This is a genomic window from Streptacidiphilus sp. EB129, from assembly GCF_041262645.1.
Classification (GTDB): domain Bacteria; phylum Actinomycetota; class Actinomycetes; order Streptomycetales; family Streptomycetaceae; genus Streptacidiphilus.
Window position 1 is genome coordinate 95,656 of sequence record NZ_JBGCCS010000010.1, and the last position, 22,847, is coordinate 118,502.

General features: G+C 71.3%; 28 protein-coding genes and 2 pseudogenes. 14 read left to right on the plus strand and 16 right to left on the minus strand.

The genetic code is table 11. The features are described from left to right. Nucleotides 1-532: 532 nt before the first annotated feature. The gene (locus tag ABH925_RS15065; RefSeq protein ID WP_370148116.1) at nt 533-1,378 is read left to right on the plus strand and encodes an SAM-dependent methyltransferase; all 846 of its coding nucleotides are present in this window, start codon (nt 533-535) and stop codon (nt 1,376-1,378) included. Nucleotides 1,379-1,468: 90 nt separating this feature from the next. Here the strand turns inward: ABH925_RS15065 and ABH925_RS15070 are convergent, their stop codons facing one another. The 4 genes and pseudogenes from ABH925_RS15070 to ABH925_RS15085 all read right to left on the minus strand — a co-directional run bounded on the left by ABH925_RS15070 (nt 1,469) and on the right by ABH925_RS15085 (nt 3,173). Further along, nucleotides 1,469-1,870 carry a hypothetical protein gene (locus ABH925_RS15070; RefSeq protein WP_370148118.1) on the minus strand — a complete coding sequence of 134 codons (402 nt, stop codon included), beginning with the start codon at nt 1,868-1,870 and terminating at the stop codon, nt 1,469-1,471. Nucleotides 1,871-1,966: 96 nt separating this feature from the next. Then, nucleotides 1,967-2,166, minus strand: a pseudogene (locus ABH925_RS15075) (aminopeptidase P family protein); the annotation flags it as partial. Nucleotides 2,167-2,193: 27 nt separating this feature from the next. Next, entirely contained in the window at nt 2,194-2,547 is a 354-nt protein-coding gene (locus tag ABH925_RS15080; RefSeq protein WP_370148121.1) for an antibiotic biosynthesis monooxygenase, read from the minus strand. A gap of 179 nt (nt 2,548-2,726) precedes the next feature. Then, a complete protein-coding gene (locus tag ABH925_RS15085; RefSeq protein ID WP_370148123.1) occupies nt 2,727-3,173 on the minus strand; it encodes an anthrone oxygenase family protein in 447 nt (148 codons plus the stop codon). A gap of 91 nt (nt 3,174-3,264) precedes the next feature. On the opposite strand from ABH925_RS15085, the gene ABH925_RS15090 reads away from it, so the two are divergent. From ABH925_RS15090 to ABH925_RS15100, 3 genes are all read left to right on the plus strand, one after another. Next, complete coding sequence (locus ABH925_RS15090) at nt 3,265-3,843, plus strand: TetR/AcrR family transcriptional regulator (RefSeq protein ID WP_370148125.1); 579 nt, start codon at nt 3,265-3,267, stop codon at nt 3,841-3,843. A gap of 167 nt (nt 3,844-4,010) precedes the next feature. Continuing rightward, on the plus strand, nt 4,011-4,640 hold the full coding sequence (locus tag ABH925_RS15095; RefSeq protein WP_370148127.1) for a phosphotransferase family protein: 630 nt from the start codon (nt 4,011-4,013) through the stop codon (nt 4,638-4,640). 269 nt (nt 4,641-4,909) lie between these two features. Beyond that, on the plus strand, nt 4,910-5,647 hold the full coding sequence (locus ABH925_RS15100; RefSeq protein WP_370148129.1) for a class I SAM-dependent methyltransferase: 738 nt from the start codon (nt 4,910-4,912) through the stop codon (nt 5,645-5,647). Here the strand turns inward: ABH925_RS15100 and ABH925_RS15105 are convergent. Together ABH925_RS15105 and ABH925_RS15110 are read right to left on the minus strand one after the other, a co-directional pair. Beyond that, a complete protein-coding gene (locus ABH925_RS15105) occupies nt 5,611-5,931 on the minus strand; it encodes a putative quinol monooxygenase (RefSeq protein WP_370148131.1) in 321 nt (106 codons plus the stop codon). The genes ABH925_RS15100 and ABH925_RS15105 overlap by 37 nt on opposite strands. Before the next feature lie 41 nt (nt 5,932-5,972). Continuing rightward, nucleotides 5,973-6,347: a nuclear transport factor 2 family protein gene (locus ABH925_RS15110; RefSeq protein ID WP_370148132.1), complete on the minus strand. Its 375-nt coding sequence runs from the start codon at nt 6,345-6,347 to the stop codon at nt 5,973-5,975. 130 nt (nt 6,348-6,477) lie between these two features. Here ABH925_RS15110 and ABH925_RS15115 point away from each other — a divergent pair, with 130 nt between their 5' ends. Then, nucleotides 6,478-7,296 (plus strand): MerR family transcriptional regulator, encoded by an 819-nt coding sequence (locus ABH925_RS15115; RefSeq protein ID WP_370148134.1) that lies wholly within the window; start codon nt 6,478-6,480, stop codon nt 7,294-7,296. On the opposite strand, the gene ABH925_RS15120 is transcribed toward ABH925_RS15115, so the two are convergent. From ABH925_RS15120 to ABH925_RS15130, 3 genes are read right to left on the minus strand one after another with little or no spacing between them, the layout of a single operon-like run. Then, nucleotides 7,256-7,711 carry a hypothetical protein gene (locus ABH925_RS15120; RefSeq protein WP_370148136.1) on the minus strand — a complete coding sequence of 152 codons (456 nt, stop codon included), beginning with the start codon at nt 7,709-7,711 and terminating at the stop codon, nt 7,256-7,258. The two genes, ABH925_RS15115 and ABH925_RS15120, sit on opposite strands and share 41 nt — an antisense overlap. Next, nucleotides 7,708-8,697 (minus strand): metallophosphoesterase, encoded by a 990-nt coding sequence (locus ABH925_RS15125; protein WP_370148138.1) that lies wholly within the window; start codon nt 8,695-8,697, stop codon nt 7,708-7,710. Before ABH925_RS15125 ends, ABH925_RS15120 begins: the two co-directional genes overlap by 4 nt. Continuing rightward, complete coding sequence (locus tag ABH925_RS15130; protein ID WP_370148140.1) at nt 8,694-9,230, minus strand: cupredoxin family copper-binding protein; 537 nt, start codon at nt 9,228-9,230, stop codon at nt 8,694-8,696. Before ABH925_RS15130 ends, ABH925_RS15125 begins: the two co-directional genes overlap by 4 nt. Before the next feature lie 271 nt (nt 9,231-9,501). On the opposite strand from ABH925_RS15130, the gene ABH925_RS15135 reads away from it, so the two are divergent. Together ABH925_RS15135 and ABH925_RS15140 are read left to right on the plus strand one after the other, a co-directional pair. Next, a complete protein-coding gene (locus ABH925_RS15135) occupies nt 9,502-10,140 on the plus strand; it encodes an RNA polymerase sigma factor (RefSeq protein ID WP_370148141.1) in 639 nt (212 codons plus the stop codon). Beyond that, a complete protein-coding gene (locus ABH925_RS15140) occupies nt 10,137-10,856 on the plus strand; it encodes a Rieske (2Fe-2S) protein (protein WP_370148143.1) in 720 nt (239 codons plus the stop codon). Before ABH925_RS15135 ends, ABH925_RS15140 begins: the two co-directional genes overlap by 4 nt. Nucleotides 10,857-11,034: 178 nt before the next feature. On the opposite strand, the gene ABH925_RS15145 is transcribed toward ABH925_RS15140, so the two are convergent. Both ABH925_RS15145 and ABH925_RS15150 read right to left on the minus strand, forming a co-directional pair. After that, the gene (locus ABH925_RS15145) at nt 11,035-11,445 is read right to left on the minus strand and encodes a VOC family protein (RefSeq protein ID WP_370148145.1); all 411 of its coding nucleotides are present in this window, start codon (nt 11,443-11,445) and stop codon (nt 11,035-11,037) included. Beyond that, nucleotides 11,363-11,782, minus strand: coding sequence for an SDR family NAD(P)-dependent oxidoreductase (locus ABH925_RS15150; RefSeq protein ID WP_370148147.1), 420 nt, complete (start codon nt 11,780-11,782; stop codon nt 11,363-11,365). Before ABH925_RS15150 ends, ABH925_RS15145 begins: the two co-directional genes overlap by 83 nt. A 117-nt stretch (nt 11,783-11,899) precedes the next feature. Between ABH925_RS15150 and ABH925_RS15155 the strand changes: the two genes are divergently transcribed. Beyond that, nucleotides 11,900-12,727: a MerR family transcriptional regulator gene (locus ABH925_RS15155; protein WP_370148149.1), complete on the plus strand. Its 828-nt coding sequence runs from the start codon at nt 11,900-11,902 to the stop codon at nt 12,725-12,727. A 112-nt stretch (nt 12,728-12,839) separates the two neighbouring features. On the opposite strand, the gene ABH925_RS15160 is transcribed toward ABH925_RS15155, so the two are convergent. Continuing rightward, entirely contained in the window at nt 12,840-13,538 is a 699-nt protein-coding gene (locus tag ABH925_RS15160; RefSeq protein WP_370148150.1) for an ArsR/SmtB family transcription factor, read from the minus strand. Between the two features lie 64 nt (nt 13,539-13,602). On the opposite strand from ABH925_RS15160, the gene ABH925_RS15165 reads away from it, so the two are divergent. From ABH925_RS15165 to ABH925_RS15175, 3 genes and pseudogenes are all read left to right on the plus strand, one after another. After that, nucleotides 13,603-14,874, plus strand: coding sequence for a hypothetical protein (locus tag ABH925_RS15165; RefSeq protein WP_370148152.1), 1,272 nt, complete (start codon nt 13,603-13,605; stop codon nt 14,872-14,874). Then, entirely contained in the window at nt 14,871-15,653 is a 783-nt protein-coding gene (locus ABH925_RS15170) for an isocitrate lyase/phosphoenolpyruvate mutase family protein (protein ID WP_370148154.1), read from the plus strand. Before ABH925_RS15165 ends, ABH925_RS15170 begins: the two co-directional genes overlap by 4 nt. 17 nt (nt 15,654-15,670) lie before the next feature. Then, a pseudogene (locus ABH925_RS15175) lies at nt 15,671-15,799 on the plus strand (peptidase M20); the annotation flags it as partial. Here ABH925_RS15175 and ABH925_RS15180 read toward each other — a convergent pair. Continuing rightward, the gene (locus tag ABH925_RS15180; RefSeq protein ID WP_370148155.1) at nt 15,775-16,737 is read right to left on the minus strand and encodes an EamA family transporter; all 963 of its coding nucleotides are present in this window, start codon (nt 16,735-16,737) and stop codon (nt 15,775-15,777) included. The pseudogene ABH925_RS15175 and the gene ABH925_RS15180 sit on opposite strands and share 25 nt — an antisense overlap. Before the next feature lie 112 nt (nt 16,738-16,849). Here ABH925_RS15180 and ABH925_RS15185 point away from each other — a divergent pair, with 112 nt between their 5' ends. Next, on the plus strand, nt 16,850-17,410 hold the full coding sequence (locus ABH925_RS15185; protein WP_370148156.1) for a MarR family winged helix-turn-helix transcriptional regulator: 561 nt from the start codon (nt 16,850-16,852) through the stop codon (nt 17,408-17,410). A gap of 81 nt (nt 17,411-17,491) precedes the next feature. Here the strand turns inward: ABH925_RS15185 and ABH925_RS15190 are convergent, their stop codons facing one another. Together ABH925_RS15190 and ABH925_RS15195 are read right to left on the minus strand one after the other, a co-directional pair. Continuing rightward, nucleotides 17,492-18,382 carry a TIGR03621 family F420-dependent LLM class oxidoreductase gene (locus ABH925_RS15190; protein WP_370148158.1) on the minus strand — a complete coding sequence of 297 codons (891 nt, stop codon included), beginning with the start codon at nt 18,380-18,382 and terminating at the stop codon, nt 17,492-17,494. 196 nt (nt 18,383-18,578) lie between these two features. Then, entirely contained in the window at nt 18,579-19,130 is a 552-nt protein-coding gene (locus tag ABH925_RS15195) for a TetR/AcrR family transcriptional regulator (protein ID WP_370148159.1), read from the minus strand. 151 nt (nt 19,131-19,281) lie between these two features. Here ABH925_RS15195 and ABH925_RS15200 point away from each other — a divergent pair, with 151 nt between their 5' ends. Beyond that, nucleotides 19,282-19,686 carry a nuclear transport factor 2 family protein gene (locus ABH925_RS15200; protein ID WP_370148161.1) on the plus strand — a complete coding sequence of 135 codons (405 nt, stop codon included), beginning with the start codon at nt 19,282-19,284 and terminating at the stop codon, nt 19,684-19,686. Here ABH925_RS15200 and ABH925_RS15205 read toward each other — a convergent pair. Continuing rightward, nucleotides 19,683-20,483 carry a PspA/IM30 family protein gene (locus ABH925_RS15205; protein WP_370148162.1) on the minus strand — a complete coding sequence of 267 codons (801 nt, stop codon included), beginning with the start codon at nt 20,481-20,483 and terminating at the stop codon, nt 19,683-19,685. The genes ABH925_RS15200 and ABH925_RS15205 overlap by 4 nt on opposite strands. Nucleotides 20,484-20,723: 240 nt before the next feature. Between ABH925_RS15205 and ABH925_RS15210 the strand changes: the two genes are divergently transcribed. Continuing rightward, nucleotides 20,724-22,835, plus strand: a complete 2,112-nt coding sequence (locus ABH925_RS15210) for a SpoIIE family protein phosphatase (protein WP_370148164.1) — start codon at nt 20,724-20,726, stop codon at nt 22,833-22,835. Nucleotides 22,836-22,847 lie beyond the last annotated feature (12 nt).

Genomic DNA, 22,847 nt, shown 5'->3' on the forward strand with positions numbered 1-22,847 from the left:
CCGCAGGATGATCCGACTGCCTGGACAGCTGCCGATACTGCTGGCGAAAGAGAGCATAAAGCCGAGAGCCGGTTCGGTGCGGGCGTGCGGTGAAGTCGCGCTGGACCAGGTTCGGGGCCGGCGTGGCCGTAGGCGGATGGCGGGATCAACGCTTGGCGGTCACCGCGATGAGTACGGTGTACCGGATCGCGGCGTGCGTCTCCTCGGGAATGCGCCCCCTGCTCTGTCCACCGCGGTCACCTTGTCCTGGCCGCAGGCGAAGGTGCCGGCCTTCATGGACGTCGGGCCCGCCGCAGAGGCAACCGTCCCCGGCAGCAGGGCCAGGAGTCCAGCGGCTGCAGCCAACGCGGTGGCACGGCGCATGTGTGTTCTCAAAGTTCCCCCTGTTGCTGCTGATTGACGGACCGCATCGTACCGGCGCACGTGCCCGCGGGTGTCCCGGGGTCGAGCTGTATGCGGCGATTCCCAGCCCCAAGTCGGCGGCGTTGACCACCCCGCGCTACGCTCAGGTCGTCGGAGGAATGTCGACGGGGTGGGGGACGACGTGCCGGACTCGGAGCCGTTGGGCGGCGACCTGATCGCCTCGCCCTGGACGCCGACGGCGATCGACCCGTCCGTGGCCACCCCGGCGCGCATCTACTCGTATCTGCTCGGCGGCAAGGATCACTTCCCGGCCGATCGCGCCGCCGCGGAAAAGGCCCTGGAGGCGATGCCGGTCCGGGACTTCGCCCGCGTCAACCGCGCTTTCCTGACCCGCACCGTACGGCACCTGGCCGAGATCGGCCTGGATCAGTTCCTGGACATAGGCATCGGCCTGCCCGCCCCCGGCAGCACGGCCGAGACGGCGCTGTCGGTGCGGCCCGACGCGCGGATCGTCGGCGTCGACAACGATCCGATCGTCCTGGCGCACGCCCGCGCCCAGGGCGCGGAGCCCACGCCGTCAGGCGCGACGATCGTCGCCGGCGACGTCCGCCGTCCGGCGGAGATCCTGCAGAATCCCGAGGTACACAGCCGCCTGGACTTCGACCGGCCCGTCGCAGTGCTGCTGGTCGCGGTCATGCACTTCGTCATCGACGAGGACGACCCCTACGGCGCGGTGCGCACCCTGATGGACGCCGTCGCCCCCGGCAGTGTGCTGGTGCTGTCGCAGGTGACCGCCGACCTGGACCCGGAAGGGGTGCGCGCGACGGCGAAGGCCTACGCCCGATCGTCGGTGAAGACCGCCGTGCGAAGCGGCAAGGAGATCGCCGCGTTCTTCGACGGCCTGGAGCCGGTCGACCCCGGCCTGGTGATGCTGTCGCAGTGGCGGCCGGACGAGCAGGTCCTCGCCGGGGACGACCGGATCGGGATGTACGGCGGAGTGGCGCTCAAGCCCTGAACACTGGCAGTGCCACCGCAGGCCCACCCGCCGACCCGCCCACCCGACTCCCGCCACGCAGACGCCCGCCGCCGGCTGATCCTCCCGTCCTCAGCCCTGGTGGGGGTGCTTGCGCTCCTTGGCCAGCTTGGCATCGGCTGCGGCGATCGCCTGGTGCTTGCGGCGCTCGGCAAGGTCGGCCCTGGCCTGCTTCTTGGCCTGCTGGACAGCCTCCAGCTTGGGGATGTCGAGCACCACGTGCTTGTGGTCGGCGTCGTAGCGGACCGGCACGATCACCCCCGGCATGAGGTCTCCGACCTTGGAGGTGTCCAGCCCCTTCGAGTGGAAGCGGCCCTCGGTGCCGTCGGGGAACCGGAGGCGGCCCTCGACGCCGATGTAGAAACCCATGGCGCCCGTCTGACCCTTGGAGCCCTCGACCTTCTGCTCGGTGACCACCCCCTCGCCCTCCAGGCCCTCGTGCAGCAGTTTGTGGTGCAGCAGCTTGTCGAACATCCGGGATCCCCTCGTCAACCAGGAGCGGCGGCCACCGGCGACCGCGGGCCTCACAGTAGCCGCCGCTGCCCAGGACGCGTCAGGGCTCGCCACGGTTCAGCCGCGCAGGCCGGCCGTCCAGGACTCGAACGCGTCGGCGGTACGGGGCGGGCCCACGGAGGGGTTCTCGTCGCCGTCGGCGGTGACCAGGATGCCGTCGTCGATCCGAAGGTGATGCCGCAGTACGCCTCGGGCACGGTCAGGTCGTCGGCCTGGACGTAGAGGCCCGCCTCGACGGTCAGCACCACGGCCTGCTCATCGCCTTGGAGCGCGCGAATGCGCTCCTAAGGGATGTCGATCTGCTCGAAGATGTGCGGGTACGACACGATGTCGTCGGGGGACTCGGCCACCATGCGCTGGAACTCCGGGCTGCCGAACGCCGTGGCGAGCGCCTCGGTCGACTCCCAGACCGCGACGTTCATCAGAAGCTGACTGCCCGCCGTTCCCTTGTGCATCTGCAGGGAGACGAATCCCGGCTGAGCCTTCATGAACTCGGCCTGCCTGCGAAAGAGGGCCAGGAACGATTCAGTCCTCTCCCTCGGGACGACGAAGGTGTTGGCCAGGACGATGGGCCCGGTCCTCTCCTGGAACTGCGCGAACATCGGCGTATTCGGGTCGAGACTCTGCAGCCTGGCCATTGTCGGTACTTCCTCTCGCTATCGGTCCGTGGGTCGCTGGGGCCCGCGTCCTGCGGATACCAGCGGAGTTCGGGGGTGTTGGTGTCCGGGTCCTGGATGGAGACGGAGGTGGCGGTGCCGCACTTCGGGCGCACGGCCGAGCGATTGCGGCTGACCACCGGGCGGGTGAGCCCGTGGGCTCAGGCGAGGGCGGTGGCCAGCAGGGCGAAGGCCGCGATGATGACGGCGACGCGGACGTAGTGGAAGCGGTCCCAGCGGTTCGTCTGCTCCTTCCAGTCGGCGGGCCGGTTCTCGGGGGTCCAGGTCTTGCTCCGGTTGTTGATCGGGACGAGCAGCAGAAGCGACATGATCACGCTGAGGATCAGCAGCGCGCCGGCGGTGACGACGAGGCCGGCGCCGTGGTGGTGCCATCCGGCGATGGCCCAGACCGTGCTCAGGACAAGCGAGCCGATGTACCAGAACGGCATCACGGCGCCGAGCATCCGGCCCCCGTGGGCGCGGCCGAGCTGGCCGCTGTCCTCGGGGAGGGCGTTGAAGATCGGGTTCATGACGAAGGCGACGGAGAACTCCACCCCCACCATCACGCCGACGACCACGGTGGTGATGACCTCGAGTGCGTTGAGCATGAGAACCCCTCCTGGGATCTAGCGTTGCTAGCTGATGAAGCAACGGTAGTACTGCTGCCGCTTGATTGTCTAGCGATGCTAGAATCGAGTCATGTCGGTACAGGAACGCAAGGAACGCGAACGGGCGAGCCGCGAGCGCCTCATCGTGGCGACGGCCCGCGAACTCGCCGAGCAGCAGGGCTGGGACGCGGTCACCACCCGCCGGCTCGCCGAACGCATCGAATACAGCCAGCCCGTCCTCTACAGCCACTTCCGCGGCAAGCGCGAGATCATCGGCGCCGTCGCCCTGGAGGGTGCCGCCGAGATGGCCGCGGCGCTGCGAGCCGCGACCCGCGCCGCGAACGGCCCCCACGCCCGCGTCACCGCCCTCGCGCGCGCCTACCTCGACTTCGCCGCACGCAACCCGGCGGTCTACGACGCCATGTTCCAACTCGACGGCGGCCTGGCCTTCGCGGCCGAAGACACCCCCGCGCCGCTGAAGGACGGCTTCGCCGCCCTGCTGGAGAGCCTTGGCGAGGTCGCCGGCGACGGCGTCCACCCGGGACTGTTCACCGAGGTCTTCTGGGCGGCCCTGCACGGACTGGCCACCCTGACCCGGGCGGGACGACTGCCACCGACGGAAGCCGAGCGCAGGGTGGACCTGCTGGTGGACCGGCTCGCCATCATCTGACACACCGTCCCGGCGGGCAGGCAGCCGGGGTCCCCGGACCCCGGCTGCCTGCCCGCGGCATCGCCTCCGGTCACTCGCGCCCACACGGCGCAGCCGCAGATCGCCGGGCGCCACCACCGCGCCCTTGGGAACAGGGCCACCCGTGACCACCCCCTAAGGTGCTCCGTATGGATGATCTGACGCCCGCGGACCTCCTTGCCGTCGCCGGCGCCGTGCTGCCGGGAGCGGATCTGTCCGGGGCCGGTTTCGCCCGAGGAGGTTCGCACGAGGTCGTCCTGCTGCCCGGGACAGCCGTCGTACGGATCGCCCGGACCGCGACCGCCGCCGCCCTACTGCCCCGCCGGACCAGACTGCTGCACGAACTGGCCGCCCTGGACCTGCCGTTCACCGTTCCGGTTCCGTTGTCGCAGGTCATCACAGTGGGCGACCACACCGCCGTCGCACTGTCCTGGCTGAACGGGCAACCCGCCCCCAAACACCAGGGAGGCGACCCGAAGCAGCTCACGGCGCTGCTGGAAGCCCTTCGCACTGTCGACCCCGCCCCGTTCGCGCACCTCCTGGCCAGGCCGCACGAATACGCCGGCGGCGACCACTGGGCCGGGGTCATGCTGGACCAGGTCGTCCCCAGGCTCCCAGCGCAGTGGCAAGCCGAGGGACAGCGGCGGATCCAGGCGGTCCTCGACCTGCCACCGGTGGAACACAGCCTCGTCCACGGCGACCTCGCCGGGGACAACATGCGCTGGGACGACAACGGGCACCTGCTCGGCGTCCTGGACTGGGACCTCGCCCAGATATAGGGTCTGGAAGCCGCTCGATGCTCCGACTCCAGCCCAGTTCGGAGCCGGATGGGCGCAGCGCCTGCCGCTCGCGGCACCGCTGCTGGCGGTGGTGTGGTGAGCGGGGCGGAGGCCTCGCCAATGACGTCGGGACGACGGCGCCCGCCGTTGGCGGCTCCGTGCATGCCGTCGACGGCCCAGGTATCCGGCAGCGCGCGGGGCGCGGGCTGTGGCACCGAAAGATCGTGATTCTCCGGCTCGCCTCAGCGCCGGGAACTACTGTCGCGGGCATGGTCGAACACGATGCCCTCAGCGCCACCCGCGAGGCCTACGACGCTGCCGCCCCCATCTATGCGCAGCGGTTCCGTGACGAGCTGCGTGACAGGCCTTGGGACCGCGCGATATTGAGGGCCTTCGCCGAGGTCGTTGGTGCAAGTGGGGACGGTCAGGTCGCGGACCTGGGGTGTGGACCCGGCCATATCACCGCTCATCTGGACGGGCTGGGGCTGGCGGCGTTCGGGGTTGACGCCTCTCCTGCGATGATCAAGCTGGCTCGACAGGCCTATCCGGGCCTGCGGTTCGACGTGGGCTCGATGACCGCGTTGACCATCGCCGACGGCGTGCTGGGCGGCGTACTCTCACGGTGGTCCGTCATCCACACTCCCCCGCAAGAACTCCCTGCCATCCTGGCGGAGTTCCACCGAGTGCTGGCACCCGGCGGCCACCTGCTGATCGGCTTCTCGGCCAGCGACGATCCCTCCCACCCGACCCAGGTCTTCGATCACACAGTCGCACCGGCCTACCGGTGGTCCCCCGACCACCTCGCCACGCTGCTGCGCACCTCCGGACTGGCCGAGGCAGCCCGGATGGTGCGCGAGCCCCGTCCCACCGACCGACGGCAGTTCCAGGAGATCCACCTGCTCGCCCGCAAGGCCTACATGATCGATTCCAAGGGGTCGGGCCCATCGGGGGTGATCAGCTTGACGCAACGTCAGGTGGCCGCCGCTGCGATGCCCAGGCCCTGGTAGATCTGGTCGTAGTAGTGGAGCACCAGGGGGCGGGTGAGCATGGCCTCGAACGTGGCGGTGAAGCCGTGTGCGGTGCGCCAGGCGAGGTAGTCGGTGTAGTTGTGCGCCTCGGTCCACTGGGTCAGGCCTGTGACGTGGTCGGCGTCGCTCTGGTCGCGCAGGATGCGGATCTCTTCGCAGCCCTCGTGCTTGAGGCTCTCGCCCAGGATGTCCAGCAGCAGCTGCGCGACGTCGTCGCCGCGTCCGGGCAGAGCGAAGAGCTCGGCGGTGACCAGTGTGCTCATGGGATGTTCCTTCCGCGAACGGTGTCGATGCCGGCCCGCAGTCAGTAGGGAGCCGGCTCGTTGTGCACGATGATCAGGGACGTGATCCTGCCGTCGGCGACCGTGAGGTAGCTGGTCAGGATCAGCTCGTCGGGCAGGTTCGTCTTGTCGTACTCGCCGTCGTAGCGCGCTCGCACGACCGTCAGGGCGCCGTGGTGCGCGACCTCCGTCACGGCCATGGTGACCTTGTCGCCGACGATCTCGCGGCCCGCCCAGGCGCGGATCGAGGCGGGTCCGACGAACTCCCGGCGCACGTCGTTGACCAGGGCGTCGTCGGAGAAGGTCGCCATGATGGCATCCAGGTCGAAGGCGTTGACCGCCGCGATGTAGGCGGCGAGGACCTCGGGCAGGGCGTCGGCCGGGTCGGTGGTGTTCATTGCGGGGCTCCTTCGTTGTCCTCGGACCGGTGGGGTGTTCACTGGACACGCTGGGCGCTACCCCCACGGGAGAGTCAAACGGGGGGCTTCTGCTGGACCCTCCGGTAAGGGGAGGGTTGATACTGGCGCCATGCACACAGGTTTGACGGTCGGCGCGTTCTCCCGCGTGGCCCATCTGAGCATCAAGACGTTGCGGCACTACCACGACGTCGGGTTGCTCGCGCCGGCCGACGTCGACCTGGGCACCGGCTACCGGTACTACTCCCTGGACCAGGTGCCGACGGCGCAGGTGATCGTGCGGCTGCGCAACCTGGACATGCCCGTGGCGGACGTGAAGGCCGTGCTCGCCGCGGAGGACGTGAGTACCCGCAACGAGCTGATCAGCGCGCATCTCGCGCGGCTGGAGGACCGGCTCGCGCAGGCGCAGAGCGCCGTCGAGTCGCTGCGCGAGCTGCTGTCCCGGCCGGCGCACGGGTCGACCATCGAGTACCGCACGGTCCGCGAGCAGCCGGCGATCGGCATTCGCGAGGTGGTCGACCGGCAGGACGCGGTGAGCTGGTGGCAGGGCGCCCTCGGCGAGCTCCACGGCTTCGTCACGGCCCGCGGACTGCGCCGCACCGGCCCGATGGGCGGTCTGTTCGCGAGCGAGCTGCTCCAGGACGAGCGCGGCGAGGCACTCGTGTTCGTCCCGGTCGACGGCGAGGCGCGCCCGGTCGGCCGGATCGACGCCGTGGTCGTGCCCGGCGCGGAACTCGCGGTCGCGGTCCACCGCGGACCCCTGCAGACCATCGATCTCACCTACGGTGACCTGGGCACCCACGCCGCCCGCCATGAAATCGGCGTCGACGGCCCGCTGCGCGAGTTCTACCTGCGCAGCCCCCTCGACGTGGCCGACGAGCACGACTGGGTCACCGAGGTCGGCTGGCCCATCTTCCGCTCGAACGCCTAGGGCCGGACAGGTCCTGACGGCGGCTCGCCCGCAGGCGTCGCAGGGTGCGGATGAGTGCGGGTGCGAGCAGGAGCAGGGTGGCGGTTTCGACCAGGATGCTCTGCAGAGACTGGGGGGACGGTTGCAGGCCGCGTTCGACGAAGCCGAAGACGCCGGTGGTGCGGGAGGCGGCGAATCCGGTCAGGGCACCGCCGGCCGCTCCCGCGGCGGCGAGCCGGATCAGCGGGGGGTCGCCGATCAGCAGCAGAGCGGCGATCGCGAAGGAGGCACTGGCCTGCAGGAGGAACATCACGCCGATGACGTGGATGTAGCGGTAGCCGGTGATGTAGAGCTGGGCGTGGATGTATCCGCTGGCCGCCAGGGTGGCGGCGAGTGCGGTTCGCAGGGCGATGGTCCGGGCGGATGCGGTCTTCATGCCAGCCTCTCGTCGGTGAGGGCCAGGGCGGCGGTGCCCTGCCGGTAGGTCACGCTGCGGATGCCGAGGGCGGACTTGAGCTGTCCGGCGGGCAGCACCTGTGGGGTGGGTGCCGGGCCATGGCCGGGGGCGGGGAGCGGGTAGGCGGTGGTGGTGGCGGAGTGGAAGGTGACGTTGCCTTCGGTCCTGCTGAACAGCTGGTGCACATGGCCGTTGAGGCAGGTGACCGAGGCGAAGCGCTTGAGCAGGGCCAGGACCTGCAGTGCGTCGTCGGTGCTCCAGCCCCACTCCGGGTACATCGCGAACAGGGGGATGTGGCTGAACACCACGATCGGGGTGTCGGGCTTGAGCCCTGCGACGTCCCTGCGCACGAAGTCGATCTGGTCCGCGCCGAGGTGTCCGAGTTTCTCCAGGCTGAGGGTGTTGACCAGGGCGATGAAGTGGACGCCGTGGGTGTCGAAGGAGTACCAGCCGTCGCCCGAGGTGCCGGCGCCGAACCGCTGCCGGTAGGCGCGCCCGGCGTCGCCGACCGAGTCGTGCTCCCCGGGGACGGTGAACACCCGGCCTGTGCGCACACCGCCGAGCATCTGCTGGACCTGGTCGAACTGGGCCGGGGTGGACAGGTGCGTCAGGTCGCCGGTGTGCATGACGAAGTCGGGGCGGAACCCGAGGGTGTTGATCTGTTCGAGCGCCTCGCTGAACGAGCCGGTCACGTCGGTGTTGGCGGGGCCGTCGAAGCCGATGTGGCTGTCGGACACCTGGACGAACCGCAGGGCGTTGGCATCTGCCGCGACGGCGGCCGCGGCGGCGCTGTCCTGGTCGTGAGCGATGTGGCTGATGACCTCGCCGCCCGCAACCGTCAGCACCACGGCGGAGCCGAACCATCCGGCGTGGCGGAGCAGTTGGCGCCGACTCATGCCGTGCTCGGAGGCAGGCTCGGGCTGGTCGGCGCTGGAGCCGGCGGGGCTGCGGGGCTTGTCGGTCACTTGGTCACCGTCACGGTCGCGGTCATGAAGGGGTGGATGGTGCACAGGTAGGCGTAGGTGCCCGGGGTGGTGAACGTGTAGGCGTAGGTCTGCCCCCGGGTCAGCGCCGCAGAGGCCAACGGACCGGCGTTTCCCTGACTGGTGACGGTGTGAGCGTCGGTGTCCTGGTTGGTCCAGGTGACGGTGGTACCCGCCTTGACGACCAGGTTGGCCGGGGCGAACGCGAAACCCTTGATGGCCACCGTGTCACCGCCCACCGCTGCCGCCGGGGCGCTGGTGGTGGAGCCGCCCCCGGCGGGAGCGCTCATGGTCATCCCCGGCATCGCGGAAGGCGTGGCGAGCGGGCCGGTGGCGGTGGAGCCGGGCGTCCCGGCCAGCGACTGTCCCGCCCCGGCGGACAGCGCGGTCTGCTGCGCGACCGGGTGGGCGGGGCTGCCGCAGGCGGCCAGCAGCATGGCGGCGCCCAGGCCGGTCAGGCCCAGGACGGCTGGCTTCAGCATGCGGGACGCGCGGCGGTGAACGGGCAGGTTCATGACTCTCGTCTCTTCATCCGGGCGGGGCGCCCAGGGCCGGCAAGGACCGGCGCCCCGCGAACTCACCTGGAGATAGGAGCGGGGTTACACCGCACGACACCGCAGGACACGTCAGGGCACCGCACGCCGTCGCTCGATGCCGCCGCTCGACGGCGCGGTGTAACCCGGGGCGCTATCCCCTTGTGACCGGCACAGCCGACAGGGCTGGACCTGCCGGGTCCTGGGATGAACCTGCGCGTCGGGAGGAAGCGGTGGGGCACTACCATGCAGCGTGACCACGGGAATTCGAGCGCGGCTGCCCGCACTGTGGAGGCGCGCGGTGTCCGCCACCTCCCCTGGTGAGCGGCCCGGTGCCACGGCACCGCAGACGCGGCAGGCCCCCAGGCCCACCGTCCTGCCCACAGCCGCCTATGCGGACTGGGATGCGATCTACGCCGACAACGTCGACCGGATCTACCGGCAGATGTTCGCCAAGGTCGGCAACCGCCCTGACGCCGAGGACCTGACCTCCCAGGTCTTCCTCGACGCGATGGGGCCGCTGCGCACCACCGCCAGCATCGGCGAGGTCCGCTCCTACCTGCTGGCAACCGCACGTACGGTCCTGATCCGGCACTGGCGCAACACCCTGGGCCACCAGGTCACCGAGATCGACCTGGACCAGCTCGACCTGGAGGACTTCACCGCACCCACCGACACCCAGGACCCGGGCCGGACCCCGGAACGGATCACCACGATCCTGTCCGGGCTGTCCGAACGCCACCGCATGATCCTCACCCTGCGGTTCCTGCGCGGCTACACCATCAAGGGAGCTGCCGAGGAACTGGGGATCAGCGTCGCCAACGCCAAAGTGCTCCAGCACCGCGCCCTGCGCAAAGCAGCAGGACTCGACCAGGAAGGGGAAGCGTCATGAAGCGCCCGATCGACCGCTACGTGGACAGCCTGCTGCGCCGACGCCGACCCAGGCCCTTCGCCCCCACCGAGGAGGACCTGGCCGTGGCGCGCATCGCCATCGACCTGGCGGCCACCGGACCCGACGCCCAGCACCCCCGCGAGGCGTTCGTCGAAGACCTGCGCCGCCGCCTCGCCGCCCAGTCCTCCGCGCCGAGCCCCGCACCGGCTCCCGCAGCCGCCCCACCAGGCCGCCGATGGTCCCTGGGACGGCGCCGGTTTCTGGCCGCCACCGCGATGAGCGCCTCGGCCGCCGCCGGAGCAGGAGCGGGCTACGCCCTGAGCCACCAGGCGCCGACCGTCCCGGCCGAGGCCGAGCTGACCCCCACCACCGGCGCCTGGCAGGCCGCGGCCACGGTCGCCGACCTCCCCGAGGGCACCGTGCTGCCCTTCGACCTCGGCACCGTCACCGGATTCCTACGGCGCACCTCGGGGCGGGTACAGGCCGTCTCCGGAATCTGCACCCACCAGGGCTGCCGCCTGCACCTCACCCCGCCCAAGGACCAGCTGGCCTGCCCCTGCCACGGAGCGACATTCACCCTGGCCGGAGAGCCACTGACCCACCCTCACAACAACAACCCGCTGCCCGCACTGCCACGGCTACCGGTACGCGTGCGCGGCAACGACATCCAGATCTACGCCCCCGCCCAACCCGCCCCGGACAACCCGAGCACCTAGCCACCCCGATGACCTCGTTCCCGCTGCCGCCAGGTTCCGGGTCGGTCTCCGCGGTGGCGGCGGAAGGGGGTTATGTCTCGCGCAGGAGGAAGGGGACGTAGCCGTAGCGGGCGCCGTTGACCTGCAACTCCAGGGCCTGGCCGCCCGGATGGATCCGGCGCGTTGGATCCCTCGGCGCTCACGCGGCCGTCCCGCGGCCGAGGTACTGCGTGAACTGCAGGGTCAGCCCGAACGTCGTCTCCGGCACCGTGAAGATGGAGTGGACCTCGTCGGTCTTGAACTCGCCTTGGAAGCCGACCCCTCGGTGTGCCAGTTCGGCCTTGGTGTCTTCGAGGTCGTCGACTTCATATCCGAGATGGCCGATGACCGCAGTCTCGCCATCCTTGAGCATCGGCATGCCGAAACCGGCGGCGCGGAGCTCAATCAGTTCCAGGCGCGTTTCACCGAAGAGCAGAAACTGCAGGTCGAGGTCGTCGGTGAGAATGCGCTCGCCGAGAGCGCTGCCATCAACGGTCTCGCCCGCCCGCGCGATGGTTTCGTCCATATCGCGCACGACGATTCCGATGTGATCCAACCCGAGGAGCTTCATGGCCCTCAGTCCTCCTTGTTCTCTTGCTGTTGTCTTTTGGATCGGCGGTCGGGCCGAACCACGATGTGCCGACGTTGTTGACCAGCGCGTCGACCTCGCCGGCCTCCTCGGCCAGGCGGCGCACCTCGCCGATGTCCGTCAGGTCGGCTGCCACGAAGCGGGCTCGGCCTCCCTCGGCCCGGATGGCAGTGACGACCTCGGCGCCCCGCTCCGCGTTGCGGCCGTGGACGATGACCTCCCATCCGTCTCGGGCCAGGCGCAGTGCAGCCGCCCGGCCGATCCCGTGGGTGGCCCCGCTGACCAGGGCGGTTCCAACAGTTCCAGCGGTGGTACCCATGACATCCTCGTTTCTGTGCGGAACGATCTGATGCCAGCGTTTGTGCTCCCGCTGGGGGAGGGTCAAGAGCGGCGTTTCTGTTTGACTCTCCTACGGTGGGAGAGTCACGCTGGGCTCGTGAACTCGACGATGCCCATCGGCGACTTCTCCCGGGCCACGCACCTGAGCGTGAAGATGCTTCGCCACTACCACGAGGTCGGCCTGTTGGAGCCGGTCGAGGTGGACGTGGACAGCGGGTACCGGCGTTATGCCGCGGAGCAGATCGTCAAGGCACAGATCATCCGCCGTTTCCGCGATCTGGAGATGCCGCTCGATGACATCCAGATCGTGCTTCAGGCTCCTGACGTCGAGACCCGCAACCGGGTGATCGCCAACCATCTGACGCGTCTCGAGTCCAGCCTGGCCCGAACCCAGGAGACGGTCGCATCCCTCCGGGGTCTGCTGGACCGCCCCCGGGACAGCACCGTCGCGATTGATCACCGCCATGTCGCCGCCGCGCCCGCCGCTGCCATCACCGGCACCGTTGACCAGGCCGACGTTGTGGCCTGGTACCGGGGAGCCATGGGCGAAGTGGCCGCCACCCTGTCCGCCCAGGGCATCAACCCGGCCGGCTCCCTGGGGGGCATCTACGACACGGAGCTGTTCACCGAGGGCCGGGGGCGGGTCACGATCTTCCTTCCGTCCGACCCCCTGCCACAGCCGGTCGGACGCGTCAGCACCACCGTGATCCCGCCGGCGGAGCTCGCCACGATCGTCCATCCCGGTTCCAGCACCGAAGTCGACCGAACGTATGGTGCCCTCGCCGACTACGTGACCCGACACGCCCTGGCGGTCGACGGACCGATTCGCGAGTACTACCTCGTCGGCCCCTCCGATACCCCGGATGAGTCGTTGTGGCAGACCGAAATTGGATGGCCGATCTTCCAAACCCGGCCCAGGCCTTAGCCACCTACGTCACACGTGGAACGGTCCGGCGCGTCTTGATGATCAAGTCCAAGGGCTCAGTGATCGTAGGCGGTCCAGGGGTGTGCGGGGCCGGCGGGAGGCCTAGCGGGTGTCAGGCCGCAGGGCGGGCCAGGCCGAGTGGCTCGGTGAAGTCGCGGACACCCAGCGTGGTGAGCCTGAGGGCGCGGCCGGTGCCGATGCGTTCGACCCAGCCGCGTTCGAACGCCGTGCGGCAGAGCGCCGCGCCGACGAGGCCGCCAAGGTGCATGCGGCGCTCGGTCCAGTCCAGGCAGCCGCGCAGCACCGGCCGGGTGCTCCGGCGCGGAGCGGGCGCCGGTTCGATCGCGATGTCCTGCGCGGCGAACCAGCTCCGGCCCGATGCGGTGAGGGAGAGCCCGTCCTCGTCGCTGACCAGGCCACGGCGGAGCAGCGCATCGCTGACGCCCACGCCCAACTGCCCGGCGAGATGGTCGTAGCAGGTACGCCCACGAGCCTCGGCGCTCAGCCGGCTCGACTCGCGCAGTCCGGCCGACCGAGGCCGGGTCCCGGCCGGGCCGAAGGAGGAGAGCTCCTCGATCAGCGACGCCACCGCCGGTCCGGCCAGCCGGACGTAGCGATGCCGGCCCTGGCGCTCCTCGGCGAGCAGTCCGCCGTCGATCAGGCGGGTGAGCTGCTCGCTCGCCGTCGCAGCGGAGACGCCCGCGTGCCGGGCGAGTTCACCGGCCGTCCAAGCGCGTCCGTCCAGCAGGGCGAGGCAGAACTCGGCCCTGGTCCGGTCGGCCAGCAGTCCGGCGGTCTGTACGAGTGACATACCGCCATCCTGCCCCGGCCACAGTTCGGCGGCCACCGAACTGTCCCGCTCCTAGCGTGGACCCATGCCCACCACGCACAGCTTCGACCGCTACGCCGACATCATGCTCGCCCTGGGCGACCCGCATCTCGTCCCGCTTCCGGCCGCCGAGACCGGTCCGCCCGGCAGCCTGGCCTGGCTGCGCGCGAACGTGGCCCGGTTCAGCTCGGGCGAGGACCACGCGCGCCGGCGGGCCGCGGTGGAGGCGGACCTGGCCCTGCTCGCCCCCGGCGAGGCCGCCCGCGCCTACGCGCTGGACCCGCGGCGGGACGACGAGCGACTCCGCGTCGTCCGCGCACTGGCCCGCTGCCTGGGCCTGGCCGATCCGCACGGCGTCGCGCTCGCCGTCCGGACGGTCGCGGCGGCGTACTTCGGCACGGCGGACGCCGAGGCCGAGCGAGCCGCCGATGCTGCCGTGGCGTGGCTGCTGCCGCACGTCGGCGGGGAGGGGGAACGGGCGGCCAACCGGATCGGCCTGCTGGTCCAGGGCTGTGAGGCCACCGCCACCCTCATCGACCACGCCCGCCGCGCCACAACGGCCCACCCGGACACCGCCACGCTGCTGGAGGACACCCTGCGCCGGAACCCCCCGGTCCGGCAACTGCGGCGGACCGCAGTCCGACCCACCCGTGTCGCCGGGGTCGAGGTCGGCGCGGGCGACCTCGTGCTCCTCGATGTCGTGGCAGCCCACGGCCGACCCGACGCGGGAGTCGAGGAGCACCGGCCTGATCCGCTCACCTTCGGCGCCGCGCCCCGGCTCTGCCCCGGCCGCGCGCAGGCCATGGCCCTGGCCACCGCGGCCCTGCAGCCCGCACCCCCCGAGAGCGGGGCAGCCGTGGCCGGGATGGTGGACCACGTCCTCTCGCTCGCCGCTACCTGGACCGCCTGGGACGGGAAGCCGGTCCCGGCCGGCGATCGCGTCTACACCCCGCACAAGGCGATCCGCCGCGTCGCCGATCATCTCACGGACCACCTGGCCGAGTTGGAGGCCCGCCTGGCCGGCGAGCCGACCGAGCCGGACCACTGGCACGCCTCCGCCACCACCACCCCCGCCGACCTCGCGCCGTTCACGCCGGACGACCTCGACGAGGCCCGCAGCCGGCTGACCCGGCTCGCCCGGATCTGGTCCCACCGCCTCGGCGCACTGACACCGGCTCAGCTCGACGATTCCCCGGGCGGCGGCTGGACCTTCCGTCACCTCGCCCTGCACGTCTCGGATTCCGTCTACTACGCGGAAGCCGTCGGCGACCTGTCCGCGACCCCGAACATGACCACGACCGAAGGGCTCCCCGCATGACCGCCTTCGCCGCCCTGCACCGGCCGGGCACGCCGCTGCTCCTCCCCAACGCCTGGGACGGCGCCTCGGCTCTGGCCCTCGCCGAGCAGGGCTTCGCCGCGATCGGCACCACCAGCCTGGGCGTCGCCGCAGCCGCCGCCCTCCCCGACGGCGAAGGCGCGACCAGGGGCGAGACGCTACGCCTGGCCCGCCTGCTCGGCGGCCGTCCGTTTCTGCTCTCCGTCGATGCGGAGTCGGGCTTCAGCGACGATCCCGCCGAAGTGGCCGCGTACGCCCGCGCGCTCCAGGACGCCGGAGCCACCGGCATCAACCTGGAGGACGGCCGCCCGGACGGTACCCTCGCCCCGGCGGACCTGCACGCGGCGAAGATCACGGCCGTCAAGGACACCGCTCCCGGCCTCTTCGTCAACGCCCGGACGGACACCTACTGGCTGGGCGGTGACCGCGCGGCGCAGACGCAGGCCCGCCTCGACGCCTACCAACGGGCCGGGGCCGACGGCGTCTTCGTCCCCGGCCTGAGCGACCTCGCGGCCATCGCCGCCGTGGTGCGCGACCTGCGCGTCCCGCTCAACATCCTCTACCGGCCCGGCGGTCCGGGCGTCGCGGAGCTGGCCGCCGTCGGCGTCGCCCGCGTCAGCCTGGGGTCGCTGCTCTTCCGCGCAGCCCTCGGCGCGGCGCTCCGATGCGCCGAGGAAATCCGGGCCGGCTCGGCGCCCTCCGTCCCGGCCGAGCCGATCCCCGGCTACGCCGAGGTGCAGCGCCTCACCGCCTCCGGCTGACGAGGCCCCGCGCGCGGACCGGTCTCAGCGAGCCCGAGGGGCAGATCCACGCGGCCAACGAGAGCGTCTCCCCACGGGAGCTGGAGCGGCTCTCCCTCGCCGAGGCGCTCTTCCTGCTCGGCTACGCGGCCGGCAGGCCCGGCTGAGACACGCGGTCGCCGGACGCGGCGGCCGGCTCCCTCGTCGGAGCCGGCTCCGCCGGCCGACGCGCGGGGGCCTGGCCGGCCAGCATCGCGCCGAGCGCCAGCACCAGACCGAGCAGCTGCCACCCCGTCAGCGTCTGGTGCAGGACGACCAGGCCGCCCATCGTGGCGACGAGCGGGTTGATCAGGCCGAGGAAGGACGCCGGTCCGGCGCCGAGGCGGTCGATGCCGCGGAACCAGAGCACGTAGCCCAACGCCGTGCTGAGCAGGCCGAGGTAGGCGAAGCCGAGCAGGTTGGTCGTGGTCGGCACCGGCGGCGCGCCCTCCACCAGCGCGGCCAACGGGGTGAGGAAGAGCCCGCCCGCGACCAGCTGCCAGGCCGTCAGGTCGACCAGGGTGGCCCCCTCCGGCCTGCCCCAGCGACGGACCAGCACCGTGCCGAGGGCCATCAGCACCACAGCGGTCACCATCGCCGCGATCCCGGCGCCGTCCAGCGTCGCGCCGGCCTTGAGCACCAGCAGCCCGACGCCGACGACGCCGACCACTCCGGCGATCAGGGCCCGACGCCCCGGCCGCACGCCCAGCACGCCGACGCCGAAGCCCGCGACCAGCAGCGGCTGGATCGCCCCGATCGTCGCGGCGACGCCTCCGGGCAGCCGGTAGGCACCGAAGAAGACGAGCGGGAAGAAGAACCCGATGTTCAGCATCCCGAGCACCGCCGCCCGCCCCCACCATCGGCCACGCGGCAGCTTTCGTCCGACCAGAAGCAGCAGCAGTCCCGCGGGCAGCGCCCGCACCGCGGCCAGCAGCAGCGGCCGTCCCTCCGGCAGCATCTGGGTGGTGACCAGGTAGGTCGTGCCCCACATGACCGGCGCCAGCGCCGCCGTGACCGCCACCCCGACCCGTGCCCCGCGTGTGTCCTTGGCCGTCCCCAGCCCCATGACAATCACCTCAGCATTGACTATATGAACGTTGAGATAAATTGTGGCCCGAGAGTGCGTGAACGTCAAGTATCTTAATGGTGAGACATCTGCCCATCGCGGAGGAGAGCCCATGCCCGACGACCCACAGGAGCCGGACGCGCCGCACCGGCCGCACCAGCCGCACCCGCCGCGGCGCGACGCGGTCGACGACATCGTCGACCAGTGGGCCCTGACCCGGCCGGATCTCGACACGGCCCCGATGGCCCTGATCGGCCGCCTCAACCGCTTCCACGCCCATGTCGACGCCGCACTGCGCGACTACTTCGCCGAACACGGCCTGGACTTCTCCGAGTTCGACGTGCTGGCGACGCTCCGCCGCTCCGGCGACCCCTACGAGCTCAACGCCCGCGCCCTGCTCAAGTCCGCCATGGTCACCTCCGGCGCGATCACCAATCGCGTCGACAAGCTGTCGGCCAAGGGCCTGGTGGAACGCCGCCCCTGCCCGACCGACCGCCGCGCCGTCCTGATCCGGCTCACCCCGGCGGGCAAGGAGCTGATCGACGCCCTCGTGCTCGGCCACGTCCGGAACGAGGAGCGGCTGGTCGCCACCCTCACCCCCGCCGAACGGGACCAGCTCGGCGACCTGCTCCGCAAGCTCCTCATCGCCCGCGGCGACACCCACCTGCTCTGACCGCCGGCCGCCGTCGGGGATGTTGCCCCGGCCCGTGGGCGGTGATCTGCCGGTCGGCGGCGGGGCGGGGCGCGGCGGCGGTCACTCGCCGCGCAGTTCCTCGATGACCGGGGCGAAGGTCTCCATCGCGGGCTCCAGGACGGTGATGTACGTGAAGCCGTACCGCTCCCGCTGCGCGCGCATTTGCTCGGCCATCTGCCGGACCGTGCCGATCAGGAGGGTCGGCAGGTCGAGGGCCTCGTCCTCGGTCAGGTGCGGGACGTTGCCGAGGGACGGGCGCAGGGTTGCCCGGCGGTTGTCAGTGACCACGACCAAGGAGACCAGGAGGTTCAGCTCGGCCGGCTCGGCACGGTCGGTCGCGAAGCTCTGGTACGTGGTGACGCGTTCTTCCAGCTGCGCGGCCGTGAGCGTGATCGGCTTGCCGTTCGGGTTGGCCGGGTCCGTGCGTGCTCCGGTGAACGCGGCGATCTCGGCGTGCCGGGCGGTCAGCTTCAGGACACGGTCGCCGTTGCCGCCGATCAGGAGCGGCGGCCGGGGCCGCTGCAGCGGCTGCGGCGCGAAGTCGCCCGAGCCGTACAGGCGGTCCAACTCCTGGATCGTGTGCTGGAGATGGGCCACGCGCTCGCCGGGCGTGCCGAAGGGCAGGCCCGCCGCATCGTGCTCCGCCTTCACATATCCGGTGCCGAGCCCCAGTTCGAGGCGGCCGCCAGTGAGCTGGTCGGTGGTGGCGACCTCGCGGGCGAGCAGCACCGGGTTCCAGAAGCCGGCGTTGAGGGTGAAGGTGCCGAGCCGGGGCCGCTCGGTGGCCTCGGCCGCGGCGATCAGGGCGGGGAACGGCGCGGGCATGCCCAGGTGGTCGGGGACCATGATCACGTCGTATCCGAGCGCCTCCGCCATGCGGCACTTCTCGCGCCACCGCCCGCTCGCCGCCGGGGTGAGCAGATTGACGCCGAAACGGAACGAGCGGGCCATGAACGCTCCTTACGCGTGGACAAGGTGGCGGTGCCCGCCTCCAATCGGCCGACGCCGCCGACCAGTCCACCACGCGTCTGCGATCTCCGCCAGCGTCATATTCAGGGATGAACCGGGCGGTGCAGGGAACCACACGAGCACCATGGCGCGGCAGCAGCAACGGTTCGCGAAGCGCAGCGGCGCGTTCGCGGGGTCGCTACTCGGAACGCCGCGGGGACAGGCCGTCCAGCACGATGTCGACCGCTCTGTCCACGACGGTCCGGTCGCCCCGGGCGTTGGCCAGCGCTCTGATCAGCATGTAGACCTCATCCACCGTCGCGTCCGCGCGCACCTCACCGGCTTGCTGGCCGCGGGAGAGCAACTCCTCGACGGCTTGGCGCACCATGGTGGCCGCGGCCTCCACCTCATCGGCGGAGCCTGTCGAGTCGGTGGGCTCCTCCAGCAACGCGACGAGCGCGAGCTTCGCCGGGGCGCCTGAGACCATCTCCCGGAACGTCTCCCGGAACGCCGCCCCGGCCTCGCCGCCCTCGCCCCGCGCCCGTGCTGTTTCAGCGAGCAGGGTGAGGTGGCGAACGATCGTGGCCTTGATCAGCACCCGCTTGGTCGGGAAGTGCCGGAAGACGGTGCCGATTCCGACGCCGGCCCGGCGCGCGACCTCCTCGGTCGAGCCGGCGTTGCCGGACTCGCCGAACACCTCTTCGGCCGCGGCCAGCACCCGGTCCCGATTCGCCTGCGCATCGCTTCGCATCCCACCATCTTCCCTCCCCGGCAGTCCTGCTCCCGCAGGCCCCCGGTGAGCAAGTCTTGCTATTCGGAGTTTCGACTCCGTATTATTCGGAGTGAAGACTCCGCTTGGAAGGGTAACCATGATGCGAACCCCCGAAGACATGTTCCGCGCCATGCTCGACGGCGCCTGCCGGCTGCAGAACGGCGATCGCGACCAGGTCGACAGGCTGGCCGAGTTCTACGCCGAAGAGACCGACGTGCGGCACCCGATGGCCCCACTCGGCGACACCCCGATACTCAGCCGCGAAGCACTCCGACAGCACTTCGCCGCGGCGGGGCCGGCCGGCCTGGCAGGCTTTCGCGTCGAGGACGTACGCGTCCATCACACTGCCGACCCCGAGGTGGTCATCGGCGAGTTCACCTACCGCGGCGACGCGGGCTGGGCCGCGCCGGGCATCATCGTCTTCCGGATCCGCGAAGGGCTGATCGTCGAGTCGCGGGACTACATCGACCATCTCGGGCTCGCCCGTGCCACCAACACACTCGACGCCCTCTGCACACAGCTGACAAGCGCCTAGCCGGCCCCCTCGTCCTTCGGCTTCACGGCGCCGTCACCACGCTCCGGCTGCTCCTCCCGGGCCGCCCCCGACTCCAGCCGCGGCGGCGCCGCGCCGCCGGCGAGCTCGGCCTTCATGGCGGCGAGCTCGGCGTCGACGTCCCCGCGTGCGGAGATCTGGTCCAACTCGGACTTCAGCTCGTCGTGGGCGACCGGCGAGGTGGCATCCTCCAGTGCGCCGGAGGCCATCAGCTCGTCCAACGCGCCGGCGCGGGCCTGCAACTGCTCAGTCCTGTCCTGAGCGCGCTGCACCGCCGCGCCGACGTCGCTCATCTCACCGGAAATGCCGGTGACCGCCTCACCGATCCGCGTCTCGGCTTCAGCTGCCGTGTAGGACGCCTTGACGGTCTCCTTCCGGGTGCGGAAGTCCTCGACCTTGGCCTGCAGTTGCTGCTCCGCGAGGGTCAGCTTCTGCTCCTCCTCGCGCAATGCGGTCGCCTGCGCCTGCATGTCCTGGTCCTGGGCCAGGACCGCGGTGCGGCGGGTCAGCGCCTCACGGGCCAGGTCGTCCCGCCCGAGCCCGAGCGCCTGTTGGGCCTGGTCCTGCAGCTTCTCGGCCGACTGTTCCAGTTGGCTGTGCTGCAGCTCGACGCGCTTACGGCTGGTGGCCACGTCGGCGAGCCCTCGACGGACGTTCTGCAGCAGCGCCAGCTGTTGCTGATAGGAGTAGTCCAGGGTCTCCCTCGGGTCCTCGGCACGATCCAGTGCCTTCTCCGCCTTGACCTTGAACAGACCGCTGATGCGACGGGTGATGCTCATCGCGGACCACGTCCCTTCTCCTCGCTCTGGGATCCCCCGCCCGTACGACCGTCTCACCCTCGCGTGTGCGGCGCACGGCGGTCCGCGGGACCGCTGCCGGGTGCGGTTGGATCTGCCGGATGTGCGGCGGCGGGAGACGATGGAGTGGATCGGGCCCGCGCCCCCTGAGACCTCACGGTCGAGGGCACGGACCCAGGGATCAGCCCTCGGCGTGCGTGACGAGGTGGAGGGAGCGCTGGGATGAGCGCCTCCGACGTGAACGGGACCGGACCAGGCCCGGCGCGGATCGCCGCGTCGCTGCCCGGCGGGCTGCTCGACCTGCTGGGTGTCGCGGCGGTGCTTCTCGACAGCGAGGGCCGGATCACACTGTGGAGCCCACAGGCATGCGAGCTGTTCGGCTGGAGCGCAGATGAGGCCCTGGGCCGTTACGCGGCGAAGCTGCTGGTCCCCGAGGAGCATGTCGACCTCATCCTGGAGCTGTTTGCCGCGGTCATGGCGAGTGGGGAGAGCTGGGCGGGTGTGTTCCCCGTGCGGCGCAGGGACGGCTCGACACGGTTGGTGGAGTTCCGCAACATGCGGCTCCGGGCCAAGGACGGAGCCTGGTACGCGCTCGGTGTCGCCGCCGACGAGGCGGTCGTGCGGGGCGTGGAACGCGACCTGGCCCTGTCCTTGCGGCTGGTCGCCCAGTCCCCGATCGGCCTGGCCGTCCTCGACACCGACCTGCGGTACGTGCTGGTCAACCCGGCACTGGAGCACATCAACGGCATCCCCGCCCAGCGGCATCTCGGTCACACGGCCGGCGAGATGCTGCCGTTCCTGGACGGCGACGCGGTCGAGGCGGCGATGCGCGAGGTGCTGTCCAGCGGCAGGCCGCTGCTGGACCAGTTCACCACCGGTCGGACCCCGGCCGACCCGGGCACAGAGCATGCCTGGCTGGTCTCCTACTACCGGCTGGAGGACCCCGGCGGGCGGGTCATCGGTGTGGCCGTGTCGGTGGTGGACGTCACCGAGCAGCACAGCGCGGACCGCCAAGCCGCTCAGGCCCGCCGCCGGCTCGCGCTGATAGCCCGCGCCTCCGCCCGCATCGGCACCACCCTCGACCTGGAGCAGACCGCCCGCGAGCTGGCCGACACGGTGGTGCCCGACCTGGCGGACATCGCCGCCGTCGACGTCCTGGACGCGGTCCTGCAGGCGCGCAGCGCCCACCTGACGCCGACCGGACCCGCGATCTTCCGTGCCCTGGCGGTCAAGGCCGCCTATCCCACCGAGGCGGCGGGCGCGGCCGACCCGGTGGGGGAGATCAGCCGCTACGAGGCCAACCGGCTGGTCACCCGCTGCGCGACCACCGGCAGACCCGTGCACATCCCGCACGTGCGCTCCGACCACCTGGCGCGCATCGCGCGCGACGGCCAGGCCGCGGCCGTCCTGGCCCGGGCCGGTGTCCACTCCTACCTGGCCGTCCCGCTCATCGCCCGCGGCGAGGTGCTGGGCGTGCTCGACCTGGTGCGGGCGCGCAACCCGCTGCCGTTCGACGCCGACGACGTCCTGCTCGCCGAGGAACTCGCCGCCCGCGCCGCCGTCTGCATCGACAACGCCCGCTGGTACCAGAGCCAGCGCCACGCGGCGGCCACTCTCCAGCGCCACCTGCTCCCGCACACCCCGCCCCACGCACCGGGCCTGAGCATCGCCTGCCGCTACCAGCCCGCCGGGGCGCCGGGCCACGCCGGCGGCGACTGGTTCGACGTCATCCCGCTCACCGCCACGGCCACCGCCCTGGTCGTCGGCGACGCCATGGGCCACGGCATCAACGCCGCCGCGGCCATGGGCCAACTGCGCACCGCCACCCGCACCCTGGCCCACCTCGGCCTGGACCCCGCCGACATCCTCCATCACCTCGATGTGCTGACCGGCGAGTTGGAGGAGACCATCGCCACCTGTGTCTGCGCCATCCACGACCCGGCCGCCGGCCGGTGCCGCATCGCCCTGGCCGGCCACCCGCCGCCCGCCCTCCAACACCCGGACGGGTCGGCCCTGCTGCTCGACCTGCCCCCCGGCGCTCCGCTGGGCGCCGCCGACCGGGTCCCGTTGACCACCACCAGCATCGACCTCCCGGTCGGCAGCCGCCTGGTCCTCTACACCGACGGCCTGGTCGAGCAACGCGACCAGCCCCTCGACGCAGGCCTGAGCACCCTCCTCGACCAGCTCACCAGCCCCCGGCTGCCCCTGGAAGCCACCTGCGACCGGCTCCTGGCCGCGCTGCCCAGCAGAGACGGGAACGACGACGTCGCCCTCCTCATCGCCGAAGCCGACCCCCCGCAAGGCGTCCGTTCAACACCCACCGGCCGCATCTGACCCTCTCGGCCT